Here is a 20,000-nt window from a genome sequence, read left to right as displayed (position 1 = left end):
AAGAGTTTCGCTTTCTAATTGAATATTAGGATAAAGTTTTTTTGATTGCTTTACTCCAACCATCAATTAGGATTTTTCTTTCTGAATTTTTAATCCTTGGTTTAAAGCTTTTGTCTGCTTGCCAATTTTTTGCAATGTCTTTTAAGGATTTATAAACTCCTATATGAAGACCTGCCATAAATGCCGCGCCAAGCGCTGTAGTTTCGTTTACCTTAGGTCTTAATACTTTCGTATTAATTGTGTCTGATAAAAACTGAGAAAACCAATTATTTAATACCATGCCACCGTCAACTTTAATTAATTTTGGTTTTAAACCATCATTCTTCATGGCCTCAAATAAATCATAGGTTTGATATGCAACTGACTCAACTGTAGCTCTTGTAATTTCTTTTGGACCTGTATCTCTTGTTAAGCCTGTTAAGATGCCTCTAGCGTTTACATTCCAATAAGGTGCTCCTAGCCCCGTAAAAGCTGGAACTAAATATATTCCTTTATTTGAATTAAGAGATCTTGCAATTTTTTCGGTGTCTGATGCTTTTTTTATAAATTTTATTTTATCTCTTAACCATTGAACACCAGCGCCTGCTATAAATATTGTGCCTTCCAATGCATATGTTGTTTTACCATTTATTCTGTAGCCTATCGTGGTCAACAATCTATTTTTAGAATAAACTTTTTTACTTCCAGTATTTAACAGTACAAAAGCTCCTGTTCCGTAAGTGCTTTTTACAGAACCTGGTTCAAAACAACATTGACCTATAGTGGCCGATTGTTGATCACCAACTATTCCTGTTATTGGATAAGAAGTTCCTGTAATTGAAGGGTCGGTATAACCAAAATCAGCTGCACAATCTTTAACTACTGGTAATATTTCTTTAGGAATTTTTAAAATTTTTAATATTTGATCATCCCATTTATTTGTCGAGATATTAAACAACATAGTTCTACTTGCATTAGTTGCATCTGTTGCATGATCAACTCCTTTTGTTAATTTCCATAATAAAAAACTATCAACTGTACCAAATAATAATCTTTTCTTTTTAATTAAGTCTCTAGCTTTAGGAACGTTATCTATAATCCATTTAATTTTTGTTGCTGAGAAATATGCATCAATTAGTAAACCCGTCTTATTATAAATAATAGTTTCTTTTTTTTGTTTTATTAATTTTTTACAATATTCTGAGGACCTTCTATCCTGCCATACGATTGCATTATAAACTGGTTTACCATTTTTTTTATCCCATAAAATAGTTGTTTCTCTTTGATTTGTAATTCCTATGGTTAAAACTTTCCCTTTTAGCTTTTTACTTTTTTTAACAACCTCTTTTAAAACTTTTAAAGTAGTTTTCCAAATCTCCTCTGGATCATGTTCAACCCAACCATCTTTTGGAAAATATTGAGTAAATTCTGTTTGAGAGGTAAAAACGGGTTTACCTTTTAAATCAAACAATATTGCTCTACTTGAAGTAGTACCTTGATCAATGGAGATTATAAATTTTTTCATTTAATATTTAATATTTAATATAATATATTTTTATTGTAATTTTTTTAATTTTGTTAGTAAATTAGATTATATAAAAATTAAAAAAGGAGACCACTTATGACTAAAGTTGCAATAATTGGTGCTGGACCATCTGGTTTAGCTCAACTAAGAGCTTTTGAGTCTGCTCAAAAAAAAGGTGAAAAAATCCCTGAAATAGTTTGCTTTGAAAAACAAGAAGATTGGGGTGGTTTATGGAACTATAGTTGGAGGACAGGAACAGATGAATATGGAGAGCCTGTTCATTGCAGTATGTACAGATATCTTTGGTCTAATGGACCAAAAGAATGTCTTGAATTTTCAGATTATTCTTTTGATGAACATTTTGGTAAGCCTATTGGATCTTATCCTCCTAGAGAAGTAATTTTAGATTATATACGTGGTAGACTTGCTAAATCAGATTTTAAAAAACAAGTAAGATTTAGAACTTCTGTTCGTTGGGTGAGCTACAATAAAAAAAGTGAATTATTTACTGTTTCAGTTGAAGATTTAGTCAAAAAGAAAACTTATAGCGAAGATTTTGATTATGTTGTGTGTGCTTCAGGACATTTTAGTACTCCAAATGTGCCTGAATTTGAAGGACTTTCCACTTTTGGTGGAAGAGTAATGCATGCACATGATTTTAGAGATGCATTGGAATTTAAAGATAAAGATATTTTAATTGTAGGTACTAGTTACTCTTCAGAAGATATTGCGTCTCAATGTTACAAATATGGATGCAAATCTATAACAATCAGTCACAGAACTGCACCAATGAATTATCATTGGCCTGATAGAATTACCCAAGCACCTTTATTGGTTAAGGCTGACCCAGATAACACTGTTCACTTTAAAGATGGATCAAAAAAAAAGGTGGATGCCATAATTTTATGTACTGGATATTTGCATCATTTTCCTTTTCTTGAAGAAGAGCTTAAATTAAAAACGAGTAATTTATTATGGCCTCTTAATTTATATAAAGGAATATTCTGGGAGTCTAATCCTAAGATGATGTATTTAGGTATGCAGGATCAATTTTATACTTTTAATATGTTTGATGCTCAAGCTTGGTATGCAAGAGATTATATTCTTGAAAAAATTTCATTACCTTCAAAAGAAGAAATGACAAAAAATAGTCTTGAGTGGAAAAAAAGAGAAGACTCATTGCAAGATGATGAGCAAAAAATTTGGTTTCAGGGTGATTATACAAAAGAACTTATTGAAGCCACTGATTATCCAAATTTTGACATAGAAGGAGTTAATAAAACTTTCATGGAATGGGAGCATCATAAACATGAAGATATTATGACTTTTAGAAATAATAGTTATAAATCTTTGATTACAGGAAAAAAATCTCCATTACATCATACGGAATGGCTAGATGAATTGGATGATTCCATGAGGGCTTATATAAAATAGATTGTTAAACTATTATAAAAAACATGTTGTTTGTTAAAAATCTTAAGTCTATCTATGATCAAAAATGGCAAACAACAGATAAATATCCAGGTGTAAGATGGAAATTCTTAATCGATGCAGATTATACAGTAAGCACTGGGCTTTCTCTTGGTTTTGCTGAAATCGCTCCAGGAGGAGATTTGACTTTACATTATCATTCACCTGCAGAAATATATGTGGTGACTAATGGTACTGGAATATTAAATAAATCTGGAGAGCTTGAAGAAATTAAGAAAGACGATGTTGTTTATATATCTGGGAATGCAAAACATGCTTTAAAAAATAATGGAAAAGAAATTTTAAAATTTTATTGGATTTTTCCAACAGATCGTTTTTCTGAGGTTAAATATTTAACTTAACTAATACCCAAGTGTTTTTTTCTTTGGTCCACCCAGGTCCTAATTAAATTATCAAAAATCAAACCTATAAACGCTACACAAATACCTAATGTTAGTCCTATACCAGCACCCTTTTTGTCTGATAATGCTTTCAAAATATACTGCCCTAAATCTTCTGTTCCAATAAAAGCCCCTATAATTACCATAAATAGAGCAAATACTATGGTTTGATTTAATCCTAGCATCATATGCGGGAAAGCTAGAGGAAACTCTATTTTAAATAATCTTTGAAATTTTGTTACTCCCGACATTGTTGCTGCATCATGTAAAGCAGTGGGAACACTTCTAAGACCCTCAATTGTATATCTTGTTGCAGGTATAGTTGCATAAACTATCACTGCAATTAAAACTGAAGTATCAGTTATTCCAAAAAGCATCATTACAGGTATTAAATATACAAATGATGGAAAGGTTTGAAAAATGTCACAAACACCAAGCATAAAGCTTGCTGAATTTTTATTTTGAAAACACAATGTTCCAACTGTAAATCCAATTATACAAGATATGATAACTCCAAAAGTTGCCATGTAAGTTGTCACTAAAGCTCTATCCCACCATGGGCTTAAAGCTATAAATAATGTTAATCCGCAAACAACTAAAGCAGAACGAATGCCGCCTATTATATAACCTGCTCCAACAACTAAAACTAATGTAGCTACAGCAGGCATTCTTAAATATAAAGCTCTCATCGGCTGAAGCACATCTACAATCAACCAAGTGTTAAATGCTTTTATGTACACAAAGAAAGTATCAAAAATCCAATCAACACCTTTGTTCCAAAAATCAGCTGTTGATATTCCTTTATTGTGTGGAACTTCAAAAAGATAATTATATCCTTCCTTAAAATAAAAAGATCCTAAGTAGGCAAATAGAATTCCTAATATTATTGCTGCTGTGAAAAAGAATGTATTTTTATGGCGTTGAAAAAAAGTTAAGTTACCAAAATAATCAATTTGCTTATTAGCCCAAGCTAAAGACATTTTATCTAATAATATAGCAATCAAACTAATACATAAGCCAGCTTCTAATGCTAACCCAATGTTCAGCTGATTTAATGCTAATAACAAATTAAATCCCAAACCTTTTGCTCCAATAAAAGCAGAAATTACTGCCATAGAAAAACACACCATGATGACTTGGTTAACTCCAATTAAGATATCTCTTCTTGCAGTAGGAATTAATACTTTTGCCATTAATTGCCAATTATTACATCCGCTCATTCTGCCTGCTTCAATAACTTCTGGCGGTATTCCTCTAAGTCCTAACAAAGTTAACAGTATCATTGGTGGTACCGCAACAACCATTGTTATAATTACTGCTGCATGGTCACCAACTCCAAAAAGTACAATTGCTGGAACTAAAACTGCATATTGAGGCATTGTCTGCATTACTAAAAGTATTGGATATAAAGCTTTCTCAACTCTTTTACTTTTAAATGCTGCAATACCTAAACCTAAACCAAAAATAAACGATAATGGTGCTGCAACCAATATAAAAGAAAGTGTTTGCATTGAAGGTTTCCATTGACCAAAAATGGAAATGTAAATCATCACTATTGCAGAAAATAATGCTAGTCCTTTACCGCTAAGTTTATAAGCTAATATCGTTGCTCCCGCTGCTACGATTGTCCATGGCAATCCTGGTAGTTCCGCCCAAGGATTTGCATCGATCCAATCCCAACTAGAAAATGCAACAATAGTATTAAGTCCTCCCAGTAAAATCTCTCTTATTAAATCAATAAGAAAAGTCATGAAAGAGGTTACATTTCGGGTAATTTGCAACAATAAAGGTCGAGTTTTAAATTCCTGAGTATCTTCGTTCCAAAACTCCATTGGCATCCACTCATTCATTAAAAAAAATAAGGAATCATTTATCCAGATAGGTAACCAGCCTAGTAGTGGAGGTAATCTCCAAAAAACGTCAAAGGCATAATATCTTACCTCTTTACCAAATAAAACGTATGAACTTTGGTTTGGATCTTTAATAAATTCTGCTTGTCCTCTTATAAATTTGTATGTTTCAGGAACTTCAATCGCAAAACATAGTGCAAAAAATACAATTAATAAAAATAACCACTGAAATAATTTAGGTTTTTTTTTAATAAATTCCATATTTTAACTATTATTTTTACGCCCTCCAAAGACCGTATTGATTATTTTTGATGGATTAATAGAACCTATAATCTGATTGTTGCCATCTACTACAGCTACTGTTTTTTCTTGAGTTAGAATTTTTTCAGCAACATTTTCTATAATCTCATCTTTTGAAACTTTTAGATCACTTAAGTCATTATTAGTAGTTGCGTCCATAACGTCTTCGATTAGTAAAACTTTTTCTCTAGGAACTTCTTCAGTAAATTTTCTCACATATTCTGTTGCTGGATTTAAAACAATATTGGCTGGTGTGTCGAGTTGTTCAATAATACCATCTTTCATAATCGCAATTCGATCAGCTAGCTTTAAAGCTTCATCAAAATCATGAGTAATAAACATAATTGTTTTTTGTAATTTTTCTTGAAGTCTTAAAAATTCATCTTGCATTTCTTTTCGAATTAAAGGATCTAATGCAGAAAAAGGTTCATCTAAAAACCATATATCTGGTTCTACAGCTAATGATCTAGCAATACCTACTCTTTGTTGTTGACCTCCTGAAAGTTCTCTTGGAAAATAGTTTTCTCTTCCATCAAGACCAACAAGTTTAACCATATCCATTGCTTTACTGATGCTGTCCTCAGTTTTTATTCCTTTGATTTGAAGAGGAAATGCAATATTTTCTACAACTGTTTTATGGGGCAGTAGAGCAAAACTTTGGAAAACCATCCCCATCTTATTACGTCTTAAATCAATTAATTCTTTATTGTTTAATTGAAGTAAGTCTTGACCCTCTATGAAAATTTTTCCACCTGTTGCATCTGTTAATCTTGAAATACATCTTAATAAAGTTGATTTACCTGAACCAGATAAACCCATCACAACTAACATTTCACCCTTAGAAACTTCAAATGAAGCGTTATTCACACCAACAATACAACCATTATCTTGAAAAGTTTTTGCATCCACATTTCCATTTGCTTCTTCAAGCATTTTTTCAGCATTTTCACCAAAAATTTTGTAAACACCTTCGCATTTGATTATTGGGTCTGACATAAACTGTAAATAGGTTATACGAAATTAGATTAAAATAAAATCGTTATAATTTGTTTTTCCTCCTTAAAAATTTTTAATAAAATAAACTCTTGTATCAATACCTGTACTTAAAAAACTTAAAGCTTCACCACTAACAGTGATTGTTTCATCTATACCAACATTTTTTCCACTTACCACAAACCCCGCAAAACATTTGTTCTTTTCACTATCCCATTTAACAAACGTTTCACTAATCTGATTGCCGTTCATTGTATACAGCTCATGTGCTCTAAAATTTAAAAAATTAGCACCCATAATTGCACGCTGTGGAATAAGTTTTGTAGCATTACAAACTTTTTCATACACTTCATTGGTTAATCTAAAATGGTCAGTTCCATCAAAAGATACTAAAATTCCTGAGGGAAGGCTTGAAATTAACTTATCTAGCTTTCTTGCTTGAGCTATTCTTTCTTCTTCAATTTTCATTTTTGCAACTAACTCATCTCCTTCACCAAAAATATTATTCAAAATAGCAAAAGATGAGATTACAATTATTATCATTATTACCAATCCACCAAATTGCTTTATGATTTCTGGTAGCTCTTTTATTTTATGAAAATAATTTTCTTTTAACATTTATTCTTGTAACTTTCCATTTATCCATATTCCTACTTTTTGTTTTCCATCAGACCAAGTAAAAGTTCCTTCTCCATTCATAAAACCATTGGTCCATTGTCCTTCATAGGTTGAACCATCAGGAAAATTTAGAGTTCCTAAACCACTCCACATACTATTTTTAAATTCACCTTTGTAGATATATCCATTTGGCCAGGTTTCAGTTCCTTGACCATGTTTTTTTGTACCAACCCACTCACCTTCATAAGTTGTTTTATCTGTATATACCCACTTACCATAACCATTTTCACAATTACCTTCTTTACATCCAGTACTTCGAGCTAAAGCCGAAGATGTAATTAATAAACCAAAAATTATGCTAATTAGATATTTTTTCATTTAAACACTTTACACAAAATTATTTAAAAAAATTAAACTTTTTTCTCCTTTTTATTGCATGAATAAAATGAAATATCTTTTTCAGAGTTTTCACTTTCAATATTTTTTGTAATTTCATGAATTAATTCACCAGATTTTCTATCTATGATAGCTGACTCAGAATAATTTTCTTTTTGATCTATTGCTTTAAATAAAACTACATCTTTATTTACAATTTTGACATTTAGTTTGTCTGATTTTGAAAGGAACAATGACAACCCTTTTATAAAAAGTTTTTCTGGTTTAATTGCTTCGATCTCAAATTTATCTAAACTTTTTTCATTTAAGTCTTTAGCTAAAAAAGTTTGATAATTGTATTTTGAATTTTTAATTATTTTTTTTTCTAAATCACATTTGAAACTTAAGTTAATACTTTCTTGAATGTCTATATCCTGTGCCAATGATAAATTAATAAAAAATAGACAAAGGAATGAAAATAAAAAATATTTTAATATAGAATTCATTTTTTTTGTAAGCATATAAAATGTAACCTTAAAAAAAAATCCCCCCCAACTTTGTTGGGGGAGATTAATTATTTTATTTAGTTTTGACCTTACTTAGTAAAAGCTTGCCAAACACTCTTGTTGTCAGCTAACCATTTTTTAGCTGCATCTTCATGTGTCATTTTGTCAACGTCAACTAAAGCTGCCATTGCACCAATTTGACTTGTAGAAAATGACATTTTTTTGAACGCTGCAGCAGCTGCTGGATGAGTTTTTGGAAAATCGCCATTTACAGCTTTTTTCAAATAACCATCTGGCGAACCACATTTACCGTCACCACCATCTTCTGGTCTACAACCAGCAGTGTATGGAGGAAAGTCTATAAATGTAAAACCAGCACCATCTGTAAAGTTTGGCGTCCAGTTAAAGATAATTGTTCCTCTTCCTTCTTTTTCAGCAGCTGATAATTCTGCCCAAAGTGCATCAGCACTTCCAGCAAATTTAACCATCCAAAGATCTCCTAAACCTAAAGCATCAACCCTTTGAGGTATTAAATCTCCATGCCAAGTTTGTGGACCTTCAAGCATTCTTCCTTTTCCACCTGAGTCAGGTGTTACAAAGTTTTTCGCACAAGCAGGATTTTTTAAAGCAGTCCAATCTGGTAAACCTGGGCACAATCCTTTTTCAGTAACCCAGTTCGGATAACCCATATCCTCTAGAGTTCTTGCCTCATGATCACCCCAATCAAGCAAACCACCTTTGTCTAAAGCTGTAGTAAATGATTTACCAAAAGCAGATTCCCATACTTCATGAGAAATAGATACGTCACCAATTCTAATTGACTCGTATACTGCTTGTGAATCAGCATTTACATAGCTAACATTGTTTCCCATACTTTCAAATATTCCACCAATAACATAAGCCATTACAATTTGGCTTGACCAGTTATGAGTTGGAATTACGATGGGTTTTTTGCTATCTGCTGCGTTAGATACTCCTGTAAAACTTACTACAGAAATGATCAGAGCAGATATTAATGATGTTATTTTTTTCATTGTTTCCCCTCTATTAATATTAATATTTAAAGTATGTTATGAATTAATCTTCTAGTCAACTGATTTTGATTATATTATGCTCTATAATAATTATTAAAAGCTTAGCATATGTTGGGTACTAGCAACGAAATTAGAAATCCAGGTTTAAGAACCTTACCACCAGGAGTTGAAAGATATTTTGTCAAAGGTGGAGGTTTATCTATAATAGAAGTTTTTCCTGAAGATAAAATTGAAATTACAAATGATGAAGGTAAACAAATTTGTGAAATTATAGTTTTTAATAATCAAGGCAAACCTGATTTATCAATTTTAAATTTAAAAGAAAATGCAAATGCGGACTTTTCTAAAAAAGCGGTTGCAAAAGATGAAAAAATTACAAAGATTTTTAAGAAAAGAAATTTAGATCTTCATAAAGCTAAGTCATCAATTATGTTTGATGAAGATTGTTTGATGGGAGAAAAAATAACTCTATCATCAAAAGATAAATGTTTTATCTTGATAGCTGCACCCGGTGATCCATTAAATGTTCATGAACAAAATCCACCAACTGACTTGACTGTATTCATTAATAGAGCAAAATTTTCAGAAACTGATGAGCAGTTTGTTTTACCTGATCCCTTAAGTGATCCTATGTTAGAACAACTGGTTAAAAGAAGAACAGCAGAAACTTATGAAGTGAAAGCTGGTGAATATATTCAAATTATTGATACGAGTGGAAGGCAATGTTCTGATTTCTTAGCTTTTGATACTCATAAATTAAATGATGGTATTGAAAGCATTATTGATGATAAAGCAACAAGAACGTTCATGGGTAGCGCATATCCAGGCCCTGGATTGTTTTCAAAATTTTATGATGGAAATCATGAGGCAATGGTTGAGGTTGTAAGAGATACTGTTGGAAGACATGATACTTTTAATTTGGCATGTACTTCTAAATACTATGAAGATCTAGGTTACATGGGGCATATCAATTGTACCGATAACTTTAATAAAGGATTAGAAAAATATGACATCAATGCTCGAAAAAGTTGGTCAGCAATTAATCTTTTTTTTAATACAGCAATTGATGCAAATAATGTTGCAACGTTTGATGAACCTTGGTCGAGACCGGGAGATTATGTTTTATTTAGAGCTTTGAAAGATTTAACATGTGTGTCATCAGCCTGTCCTTGTGATGTTGATGCCGCTAATGGGTGGAACCCTACTGATATATTTGTTAGAACTTATGGAAAAAACAATAAGTATTCAAAGGCTATTGCATTTAGAATGAAAACAAACTCAGAACCAAAACTTACTCAAGAGACAGGTTTTCACAAAAAAACATCTGAACTAACAAGAAATTTTGTTGAGTATAAGGGTTTTTGGTTAGCCAACAATTTTACTAATTCAGGAACAATAAAAGAATACAACGCTTGTAGAGAGAGTGCTATTGCAACTGACCTTTCTCCTCTTAGAAAATTTGAAATACTTGGTCCTGATGCTGAAAATTTAATGCAATATACATTAACTAGAAATGTTAAAAAATTATCGGTAGGTCAAGTTGTCTATACAGCAATGTGTTATGAAAATGGGTGTATGTTGGATGATGGTACTCTGTTTAAATTTGGACAAGATAATTTTAGATGGATTGGTGGAGACGAGTACAGTGGCGAGTGGTTAAAAGAACAAGCTAAAAAGAAAAATTATAAAGTTTGGATAAAATCTGCAACAGATCATATTCACAATATTGCTGTTCAAGGACCAAACAGTAGAAAAATTTTAGAAAAATTTGTTTGGACTGCTCCTATCCAACCATCAATAACAGAGCTTGAATGGTTTAGATTTAATATTGCAAGAATAGATCACGAAACAGGAACGCCAATAGTAATTTCAAGAACAGGTTACACTGGTGAACTTGGATACGAAATCTGGTGCCATCCAAAAGATGCTGCTGAAGTTTGGGATAAAGTTTGGGAAGCTGGAAAAGAATTTGACATAACACCTTTAGGTTTAGAGGCTTTGGATATGGTTAGAATAGAAGCTGGTTTAATTTTTTATGGTTATGAATTTGATGATCAAACAGATCCTTTTGAAGCTGGAATTGGTTTTACCGTTCCACTTAAAACTAAAGAAGATGATTTTATCGGCAAAGACGAATTAATTAAGAGAAAAGCAAATCCACAAAAAAAATTAGTAGGACTAGAATTAGTCGGTCACGAACCTGCTGCACATGGAGACTGTGTTCATGTAGGCCGTGCACAAATTGGTGTAATAACTAGTGCTATGCTTTCTCCAAAACTAGGAAAGAATATTGCTCTTTGTAGAATAGATGTAAAATATTCTGAAATTGGAACTGAAGTTGAAATTGGAAAACTAGACGGACATCAAAAAAGAATTGGGGCTAAGGTTATTGCTTTTCCATTCTACGATCCGACAAAATCTAGAGTAAGAGCATAAGTGTAATGCCTAAGGATAAAAAAACTCTTTTAAATTTCTGGGAAGATCAAATGAAGCAATCTCACACTTCTAGTAATTATTTTTTTAGAAAGTCACCTTCCCATTATCACATGATGCTATTAGTGATGTCAGCTTATAAAGAAAATAAAAAATTATCTGTAGAGGAACTTAAAACTAAGCTATTTAAAACTTCTAGACCAAAATCTGCACTAATTATTACTGAGGCATGTGAAAAAGGATTCTTTCGTCTTGAAAAAACTTCAACTGATCAGAGAATTAAAAATATAATGCCCAGTGAGTCCTTCATTAACGAGTTTAATGATTATTTAGTTACACTTAAAAACATAAGTTATTAGCCAGTTTTTTTTGAAATTTTTCAAAATATATAAATTTTATATATAATTTTTAGTTCTATAAAAAATTATATTAATTACTTGTTTCAAAAAATATTGTTTTGTTATGTCAACATTACCATCAAAAGCAAAAGTAGTAATTATAGGCGGTGGTATCCACGGTTTAAGTACAGCCTGGAAACTTTCAGAGACTTATAAAAATCCTGGCGACATTGTAGTTCTTGAAAAAAAAGATATTGCAGCTGGAGCAAGTGGTATTGCTTGTGGAGTTGTTAGAAATAATTACTTCCAACCAGCTATGAGAGAATTAATGGCTCACTCTGTTTCTGTTTGGGAGAGCGATCCTAAAGCATTTAAATATAACCCAGTTGGTTATTTACAAATTTCACCAGAAGTAATGCACGAAGATGTTGCAACTATCTATGAACAACAAAAAGCAATTGGTTACGAATCAGAATTTATTGAAGGTGAAAAAGATTGCATGGATTACATGAAAGGTATGTTTGATGATTGGCAAGCTCAAGGAATCACATCAGTACTTCATGAAAAAAAAGGTGGGTACGCATTTAATAAAGACTCAATTAGAGCACTTGAAGATAAGTCTACTTCAAATGGAGTCCAGGTTATGAAGGGTGTAACAGTTAAAGGATTTAAAAGAGGCAGTAATAGTAAAGCAGTTACAGGAGTTGAAACTGACAAAGGTACAATAGAGTGTGAACAAGTAGTTGTTGGAGCAGGTCCATGGGCTAGAGATTTTTGGAACATGTTAGAACTTCCTAAGAAAGCTAATATTAAAGACAAAGATGGTAAGTTTCACGAAACTGATATGTGGACATATTGGATGCTTCAAGAAGGTGTAATTGGTGTTGAGCCAGATTTTTTAAAGATGAATAATGGAAAACAACCACCAGTAATCCACGTTGACTTTACTGCGCCATTGTACTCAGACAAAACAAAAAAATTAATTACAGAAGAAATTTGGGGAATTTATTATAAACCTGATATTGAAGGTTTGGGAGTTCAAGGTGGAACTTCTCCATACATAGTTGATAAACATTTTGATAAAGTTAATGTAGATCCATACGGTTTAAACTCACCAGAATTTCAAACTACTGAAGCATTTAATGATATGTGGTGTTCTGCATTAGCTCATTGCCAAAAAAGATTTGAAGGTAAATCAGATCTTTATAGAAAAGGACCATCCGGTGGTCTTGGATGTATGACGCCGGACTTATTTCCAGTCTTTGATAGATTTTTAGAAAACGTTTACATGATTGCTGATGCTAATCACGGTTATAAAATGATTGGTGTGGGTGAGCTTGTTGCAAAAGAAATTCTTGGTACTGAGAGTGATTTATTGAAACCGTTTAGATTCAACCGTTACGAGAAAGGTGAACTTCACCCTACATCGAACAGTCCGTTCCCTTGGAGTTAAACTTCAAGCCTAGACACTAATAAATTTTTCAGCTAACTTTGAATAAATAAAATTCATTGGGGGATGAAAATAATGACTGATCTAGACAAACACGTTAACCAACCAGGTAGAGCAAAGTTAGTAAAGCAAGTTAGAGCTAAGATTAATGAACTTGGTATTGAATATATTTTTTTTCAATTTATTTCTGTTACTGGAAGAGTTGTAGGTAAAGGTATTCCTACTGATCACTGGGAAAGAACTTGTGAAAAAGGTTTTCAGTTAGTTTATGGTGCAACAGCAAACTTGTTTGTTGATCGTCATGGAAATTATATTGGGTATGGTCCTGAAGCCAAAGAGTTAGTTGGAATCCCTGATCCAGAAACTTTTTGTCAGTTACCTTGGGATAAAAAAGTTGCAAGAGTATTTGTTACTTGTTTTAGAAATAGAGAAGAAAGAGAAAACCCAGGTGCTCATTTAACCTCAGATTGTCGTGGTAATTTAAGAATACACGCTGAAGAATTTAAGAAAAAGCATGGATATCAATTACGAGTTGGAACTGAGCCAGAGATGATGTGGCTAACAAAAAATGAAGATGGTACCCCAACTGGAAAAGGTTTTTCTAAACCATACTGTTATCACATAGATCAATTTGAGTCGTTAAGACCAGTTTTCATGAAGGTTTTTGAATATGCTAGAGCAATGGGCTTTGACATGATTCAAGGTGATCATGAAGACGCACCAGGACAATTAGAATTGAACTGGATGTATGATGATGTGTTAAGAAATGCAGACAGGCTTTCAACTTACAGACAAATTTGTGCTCAAGTTGCTAGAGAATTTAATTTAATCGCTTGCTTTATGACAAAACCTTTTATGGGAGTGTCTGCAAGTGGTTGTCACACTAATATGTCGTTATGGACAGGTGGAAAAGATAAAGTTAACAAATTATCTCACAAGTCTTTACCAGCTATGGACCATGTATTCACATATGTAGAAGGTGGAACAAATACTTTTATGCCAGATACTAAAGATGTTCAGTTACCAGGTAAAGTTGGATTAAAAGCTATTGGTGGTGTTATGAAGCACTTAGGTGCTTTGACTGCAATTGGATCATCAACAGTAAACTCTTATAGAAGATTATGGGATACAGGTTTTTGGGCACCAGTTTATGCAGACTGGGGATATCAAAATAGAACTTGTGGATTAAGAGTGTCAGCGCCAGGAAGATTTGAATATCGTTCAGTTGACTCTATGCACAATCCTTATTTGATGGGTTCAGGGTTATTAAAATGTTTTGAAGATGGGATATCAAACAACATTGATCCAGGAAAACCAAAGTCTCGAAGTATGTACGAAGCTCAAGCAGCTGGAAAAGAAGTTAAAAAATTACCTTTAAGTCTTGGTGAAGCATTAGATCGCCTATCTGAAGATGAAGTTATTAAATCAGCTATGCCAGATGAAATGTATAAAGTATTTCATTGGTATAAAAATGATGAATGGGAAAGATTTTTAGGTGCAACAACTCAATGGGATCTGGACACTTATCTTGATTGTCTACCGTAGGTCTTAAAAATAAATAAAAGGGGTAAAATATATGTGTGGGATAGCTGGATTAATACATAGAGGTAAATCTTCAAATGTTGGAAGCGAATTACAAGGTATGCTTCAAGCATTAAAGCATAGAGGTGAAGACTCAACAGGTTACGCTCTATACGGTGATACAGATGGTAAAAATTTTATCATGCGTTTTAAAGTTGGAGAAAATGTTGGTGAAGGAAGCTCATCAATTATGGAAGATGTTTCAGTTTACGATGAAAGAAAAAAGATAGTAGATCAATATTTAGCAGAGTTAGGGGCTAAAGTTCTAAAAGAAGAAAGAACTCTACCCTATTCACTAAGATATGAAATTTCTTATGATAAAAAAGATCTATTAGATTTTTCTCAAAAAATTGAAAGCATCCCAGGTGTTGAAATTCTTTCAATGGGAAAATCGTTGGAAGTAATTAAAGATCTTGGAAATGCTAAAGCAGTTTGTGATAGGTATTCATTAGATAAACTTGTTGGAACTCATGCAATTGGTCATGCTAGAATGGCAACAGAATCTGGTGTTGATATTAAATCAGCCCACCCTTTTTGGGGTTATCCTTTTAGTGATGTATCAGTGGTTCATAACGGACAGCTTACAAATTATTGGAACAATAGAAGACAATTAGAAAATAAAGGTATGAGATTTATGTCTGAGTGTGACTCAGAATTAATCGCAGTTTATATTGCTCAAAAAATGAGAGAAGGAGCAAGTCTTGAAGAAGGTATGAGAGACTCTTTAACAGGACTTGATGGAGTATTTACTTATTTTGTTGCAACAAGTGACTCGTTAGGAATGGCAAAAGATACTATGGCAGCAAAACCATTAGTTCTTTACGAGTTAGATGATTTAGTTGCAATGGGTTCAGAAGAAATAGCGATCAGATCAGTTTTACCACAAGAAATTGATACATATGATCCATTTGATGGAGAGGTAAAAGTATGGCAAATCTAAAAACAAGCGAGAAAAAATCAAAAGCCCAGTCAATGGGTATGCACAGCGAAGTTTTAACAGGAAGAACTCAACAAAAGTTTTTTAACCCTGATGAAGCTGAAAACTTTTATTACTTTGGTACTTATGATGTTGATTTCAATAAAAGAACAGATCTTGATGTAAAAGATATGTCGGCTCCAGAAGCTAATAAGGAAATCGATAATTTAATGAGTCAAGGTTATGGAACTATTGTTATTAAAAACCCACAAGGAAAACATAGTTTAGGTGTTGGAATTTTGAATAAATTAAACTTAATTTTTGAAGGAAGTTTAGGTTATTTTGGTATGGGTTCATGTGATGGCCCTACTGTTAGAATTAATGGTAGAGTTGGTTGGTCTTGTGCTGAAAACTTAATGGCTGGTAAAGTTGTAATCGAAAAAAATGCAGGATCATGTTTTGGAGCAGCTATCAGAGGTGGAGACTTAATTTGCAAAGGTAGTGTTGGTGCTAGAACTGGTATTGATATGAAAGGTGGAACTATTATTGTTGGTGGTGACGCTGGTGCATTTACAGGTTTCATGATGCAAAGAGGTAGAATAATTATTCTTGGGGATGTTGGAATAAATTTAGGTGACTCTATGTATGATGGTACTATTTTTGTTGGCGGAAGTATTGGCTCATATGGTAGTGATGCTGTTGATGCTGATCTTTCAAAAAGTGACCAAGACTGGTTAAAACGAAAATTAAAAGTTGCAGAAATCGGTGAAAATTTTGATGTAAGCAAAATGAAAAAAATTGTAGCTGGTAAAAAACTTTGGAATTACGATAATTTAGAACCTACAGAGAAGAAAGGAGCAATTTAATGCCTAAGAAAAAAACAAAAAAAAATGGTAAGGGCGTTGGTGGAAAAGCAGACGTTCATGCACATGAAGATGGAAAAAGAAATAAAAGTTTATTAGGTCATAATGCTATTTTTACTCCTGAGGTAATAGACGATATTCATATCAAATCTCAGTTAGGTAGATACCGAATGCGTGGAATGGCATTAATGAAAAAAATTCCAACATTTGATGATCTAGTTTTTCTACCTGGAACACTTACAAGATTTGTAATCGAAGGTTACAGAGAAAAATGTGAAACTAAGACTGTAATTGGACCAAGATGTGAAAACCCAATTGAACTTGATATACCTGTTTACATTACTGGTATGAGTTTTGGAGCACTTTCTTATGAAGCAAAAACTGCTTTAGCAAGAGGAGCTACTATGGCTGGTAGTGCAACTTGTTCAGGAGAAGGTGGAATGATACCTGATGAAAGAAGATATTCTGAAAAATGGTACTACCAATGCATTCAATCAAGATACGGTTTTAATCCACATCACGCTCAACTTGCAGATGGAATTGAAGTTTTCATTGGTCAAGGTCAAAAAGTTGGAATGGGTGGACACTTAATGGGTCAAAAAGTAACTGACCAAGTAGCTGAGATGAGATCATTACCTTCAGGTATCGATCAAAGATCACCTGCTAGACACCCTGACTGGTTAGGTCCAGATGATTTAGCTTTAAAAGTTGAAGAATTAAGACAATTAACAAAAAACAAAGTGCCAATTCAGTTAAAACTTGGTGCATCAAAAGTTTATGATGATGTTCGTATGGCTGCAAAATGTGATCCAGATTCTATCTACTTAGATGGAATGGAAGGATCAACTGGAGCTGGCCCGCACATTGCTGCTGCAAACACTGGAATTCCTGGAATTGCTGCTATCAGAGAAGCAAGAAGAGCTATTGATGATGTTGGTAAAACTGGGAAAGTTACTTTAATTTATGCTGGTGGTGTAAGAGATGGTGCTGATATGGCGAAAGCTTTAGCATTAGGTGCTGATGCAATTGCAATTGGTACTGGATCTATGATTGCTTTGAATTGTAACAAAGATATCCCTGAAGCTAATTTTGAAAAAGAAATGGGTGTAAAAGCTGGTGAATGTTATCACTGTCATACTGGTCGTTGTCCAGTTGGTGTTGCAACACAGGATCCTAAACTAAGAGCAAGATTAAATCCTGATGATGCTGCACTTAGAGTTTATAACTATCTTCATTCAATGACGTTAGAAGCTCAACTTTTAGCAAGAGCATGTGGTAAAACTAATATTCACTCTTTAGAGCCTGAAGATTTAGCTGCATTAACTACGGAAGCATCTGCTTTAGCAAAAGTTCCATTAGCTGGAACAAACTACACAGTTGGTGTTGATAACTATCACAAAATATAGAGGTAACTATGGCTAAGAAAAAAACAAAAAAAACAAAAACAAAAAGCAAAGTTAAAAAAGAGAAAAAACTAAAGCTTGGTACTTTTAAAGAAACAGCAAGAGAAAAACTAATTGGCCAACATATTGGTTATAGATATGATGTGAACTTACTTCCTGATTACAAAAGAATTACTCCATTTCTTAAAAAATATGTAGAAGCTATGGGTTGGGATGATCTTAACTGGTTAGAAGATGTTCATATGGGTTATGAAGAAGGAAAACCAGCTGTATTTTGTAGAAACGCAAATGGCTGGGTTACTATTCCAAAATCTATTAAACTTCCTAACAACCAACAAGATAGAGATATGATTGCAAGAGAACTTTTGGTTAAGTTTCAAATGTCTCCAAAACATCCTCTTGTTGATTTGAAAAAAGCTTACTTAAAATTTTAATAAAACAATCTTAAGTTGATATTTAATTAAAAACCTAGTGTTCACACTAGGTTTTTAAGCATTGTTTTGTTTGTCACACCTATCAAAATTTAATAGGCTTTCATTAAACTAATATGGGAGAGAGATTATGACTGATCAGTTAGGTGCTCTTACAACCATATTTACAGAATTTTACTACTGGGTAACAGTGGTACTGATGTTTTTAATTCACGTCGGTTTCTGTATGTATGAAGTTGGAGCTTCTCGATACAAACATCACCAACATACTCTTATGAAAAATACTATGCTGATACCTCTGGTAACAGTAACTTGGTTTTTCTTTGGTTGGTGGATTTATTGGGCATTTCCAACAGGACCTGGAATTGCACCTTCAATAATGACGGAGAGTACAGCGTTGATTACCGACGATAGTACTTTTAGTGCTAAATGGTATGCACCAAATACTGAATTTATGGCGGTTAACTTAGGTGACCACATATCTGGAGTATTCTGGGCTGCGTTCTTACTATTTTCATGGACAGCTGCTTCTATTGTTTCAGGAGCAATCATTGAAAGAATTACAACTTTTGCATTTGGAATTTTAGCAATTGCAATAGGTTCGTGCTTCTGGGTGATCGATGCTGCTTGGGGATGGCACTTTGATGGTTGGATGCTTAAAATTTTAGGATATCATGATGCTTATGCATCAGGAGTAATTCATGCAATTGCGGGTGGATTTGCTTTAGGTGTTCTAATGGTTTTAGGACCTAGAATTGGAAAATTCTCATCAAGTGGTGAGCCAAGAAATATAGGACCAAGAAATCCTTGGCTAGTTACAGTTGGATTGTTTTTAATCTATACTGGTTTCTGGGGATTTTATGCGGCATGTAATATACCGATATTTGATCTTGGACCTGAGTATGGAATGGAAGGTGTAACATACTGGACAGCTACAAACATATATGTAACCCCTACTACACTTAGTGGTATAACTTATAACTTCTTGATGTCATTATCGGGAGGATTATTAGCAGGATATGTGATCGCCAAAGGTGATCCTTTCTGGACTTACTCAAGTGGACTAGCAGGTATCATCTGTGCTTCAGCTGGGAATGATTTATATCATCCAATTCAAGCAATGATCATTGGTATGATCGGTGTTGTGATTGCATACAAACTACATTACTGGGTTGAGCGTAAGTTCAAAATTGATGATGCAGTTGGTGCAGTAGCAGTACATGGTTATGCTGGTGTTGTTGGTCTTATCATATGTGGATTTGTTTTAAATGGTTACCCATCATCTGGTTACAGTGTTGGCGCTATGTGGGACGGATCAACTTATGCATCAATCAATCCATTAGGTCAATTTCTAGGAGCAATAATAATGTTCGTAGTTCTTGGACTAATACCAGGCTATGTCATAGCTAAGATACTAAGCGCATTTGGTAAATTAAGAATACCGCGTGATGTTGAAATAGCTGGACTAGACTATGATATGATGGAATCTGCTAAAAAAGATGAACGAGCAGTTTCATCTGCAACTAGGTAAAGG

General features: G+C 33.2%; 18 protein-coding genes. 11 read left to right on the top strand and 7 right to left on the bottom strand.

Annotated elements, in window-relative coordinates; translation table 11 throughout:
• Window positions 1–25: 25 nt before the first annotated feature.
• A complete protein-coding gene (gene glpK, locus ACIJYF_RS01880; protein ID WP_435117274.1) occupies window positions 26–1,504 on the bottom strand; it encodes a glycerol kinase GlpK in 1,479 nt (492 codons plus the stop codon).
• A gap of 96 nt (window positions 1,505–1,600) precedes the next feature.
• On the opposite strand from glpK, the gene ACIJYF_RS01875 reads away from it, so the two are divergent.
• Both ACIJYF_RS01875 and ACIJYF_RS01870 read left to right on the top strand, forming a co-directional pair.
• Window positions 1,601–2,938: an NAD(P)-binding domain-containing protein gene (locus ACIJYF_RS01875; protein WP_435117272.1), complete on the top strand. Its 1,338-nt coding sequence runs from the start codon at window positions 1,601–1,603 to the stop codon at window positions 2,936–2,938.
• Between the two features lie 23 nt (window positions 2,939–2,961).
• The gene (locus ACIJYF_RS01870) at window positions 2,962–3,336 is read left to right on the top strand and encodes a cupin domain-containing protein (RefSeq protein WP_435117270.1); all 375 of its coding nucleotides are present in this window, start codon (window positions 2,962–2,964) and stop codon (window positions 3,334–3,336) included.
• On the opposite strand, the gene ACIJYF_RS01865 is transcribed toward ACIJYF_RS01870, so the two are convergent.
• The 6 genes from ACIJYF_RS01865 to ACIJYF_RS01840 form a co-directional block, all read right to left on the bottom strand.
• Window positions 3,333–5,486 carry an ABC transporter permease gene (locus tag ACIJYF_RS01865; RefSeq protein WP_435117268.1) on the bottom strand — a complete coding sequence of 718 codons (2,154 nt, stop codon included), beginning with the start codon at window positions 5,484–5,486 and terminating at the stop codon, window positions 3,333–3,335. The genes ACIJYF_RS01870 and ACIJYF_RS01865 overlap by 4 nt on opposite strands.
• 3 nt (window positions 5,487–5,489) lie before the next feature.
• Window positions 5,490–6,521: a quaternary amine ABC transporter ATP-binding protein gene (locus ACIJYF_RS01860; protein WP_435117264.1), complete on the bottom strand. Its 1,032-nt coding sequence runs from the start codon at window positions 6,519–6,521 to the stop codon at window positions 5,490–5,492.
• Window positions 6,522–6,584: 63 nt separating this feature from the next.
• Window positions 6,585–7,136 (bottom strand): hypothetical protein, encoded by a 552-nt coding sequence (locus ACIJYF_RS01855; RefSeq protein ID WP_435117262.1) that lies wholly within the window; start codon window positions 7,134–7,136, stop codon window positions 6,585–6,587.
• Window positions 7,137–7,514: an MORN repeat-containing protein gene (locus tag ACIJYF_RS01850; RefSeq protein WP_435117259.1), complete on the bottom strand. Its 378-nt coding sequence runs from the start codon at window positions 7,512–7,514 to the stop codon at window positions 7,137–7,139. It lies immediately after the preceding gene.
• A 32-nt stretch (window positions 7,515–7,546) separates the two neighbouring features.
• Window positions 7,547–8,032, bottom strand: coding sequence for a hypothetical protein (locus ACIJYF_RS01845; RefSeq protein WP_435117257.1), 486 nt, complete (start codon window positions 8,030–8,032; stop codon window positions 7,547–7,549).
• Window positions 8,033–8,106: 74 nt separating this feature from the next.
• Complete coding sequence (locus ACIJYF_RS01840) at window positions 8,107–9,051, bottom strand: ABC transporter substrate-binding protein (protein WP_435117255.1); 945 nt, start codon at window positions 9,049–9,051, stop codon at window positions 8,107–8,109.
• A 108-nt stretch (window positions 9,052–9,159) separates the two neighbouring features.
• On the opposite strand from ACIJYF_RS01840, the gene ACIJYF_RS01835 reads away from it, so the two are divergent.
• From ACIJYF_RS01835 to ACIJYF_RS01795, 9 genes are all read left to right on the top strand, one after another.
• Window positions 9,160–11,487 carry a DUF1989 domain-containing protein gene (locus tag ACIJYF_RS01835; protein WP_435117253.1) on the top strand — a complete coding sequence of 776 codons (2,328 nt, stop codon included), beginning with the start codon at window positions 9,160–9,162 and terminating at the stop codon, window positions 11,485–11,487.
• A 5-nt stretch (window positions 11,488–11,492) separates the two neighbouring features.
• On the top strand, window positions 11,493–11,843 hold the full coding sequence (locus ACIJYF_RS01830) for a hypothetical protein (protein ID WP_435117251.1): 351 nt from the start codon (window positions 11,493–11,495) through the stop codon (window positions 11,841–11,843).
• A gap of 103 nt (window positions 11,844–11,946) precedes the next feature.
• Entirely contained in the window at window positions 11,947–13,275 is a 1,329-nt protein-coding gene (locus ACIJYF_RS01825; RefSeq protein ID WP_435117249.1) for an NAD(P)/FAD-dependent oxidoreductase, read from the top strand.
• 72 nt (window positions 13,276–13,347) lie between these two features.
• The gene (locus ACIJYF_RS01820; protein WP_435117247.1) at window positions 13,348–14,817 is read left to right on the top strand and encodes a glutamine synthetase family protein; all 1,470 of its coding nucleotides are present in this window, start codon (window positions 13,348–13,350) and stop codon (window positions 14,815–14,817) included.
• 31 nt (window positions 14,818–14,848) lie between these two features.
• Window positions 14,849–15,793 carry a glutamine amidotransferase gene (locus ACIJYF_RS01815; RefSeq protein ID WP_435117245.1) on the top strand — a complete coding sequence of 315 codons (945 nt, stop codon included), beginning with the start codon at window positions 14,849–14,851 and terminating at the stop codon, window positions 15,791–15,793.
• A complete protein-coding gene (locus tag ACIJYF_RS01810) occupies window positions 15,781–16,635 on the top strand; it encodes a GXGXG motif-containing protein (protein WP_435090767.1) in 855 nt (284 codons plus the stop codon). The genes ACIJYF_RS01815 and ACIJYF_RS01810 overlap by 13 nt, the downstream gene beginning before the upstream one ends.
• Window positions 16,635–18,038, top strand: a complete 1,404-nt coding sequence (locus ACIJYF_RS01805; RefSeq protein ID WP_435114366.1) for an FMN-binding glutamate synthase family protein — start codon at window positions 16,635–16,637, stop codon at window positions 18,036–18,038. Before ACIJYF_RS01810 ends, ACIJYF_RS01805 begins: the two co-directional genes overlap by 1 nt.
• Window positions 18,039–18,046: 8 nt before the next feature.
• Window positions 18,047–18,469 (top strand): hypothetical protein, encoded by a 423-nt coding sequence (locus tag ACIJYF_RS01800; RefSeq protein WP_435117243.1) that lies wholly within the window; start codon window positions 18,047–18,049, stop codon window positions 18,467–18,469.
• Between the two features lie 127 nt (window positions 18,470–18,596).
• Window positions 18,597–19,997, top strand: a complete 1,401-nt coding sequence (locus ACIJYF_RS01795) for an ammonium transporter (RefSeq protein WP_435117240.1) — start codon at window positions 18,597–18,599, stop codon at window positions 19,995–19,997.
• Window positions 19,998–20,000 lie beyond the last annotated feature (3 nt).

Source organism: Candidatus Pelagibacter bacterium nBUS_49, assembly GCF_051200925.1.
GTDB lineage: Bacteria > Pseudomonadota > Alphaproteobacteria > Pelagibacterales > Pelagibacteraceae > Pelagibacter.
The sequence above is the reverse complement of the archived record's forward strand: the minus strand, read 5'-3'. Positions and strand labels throughout refer to the sequence as shown.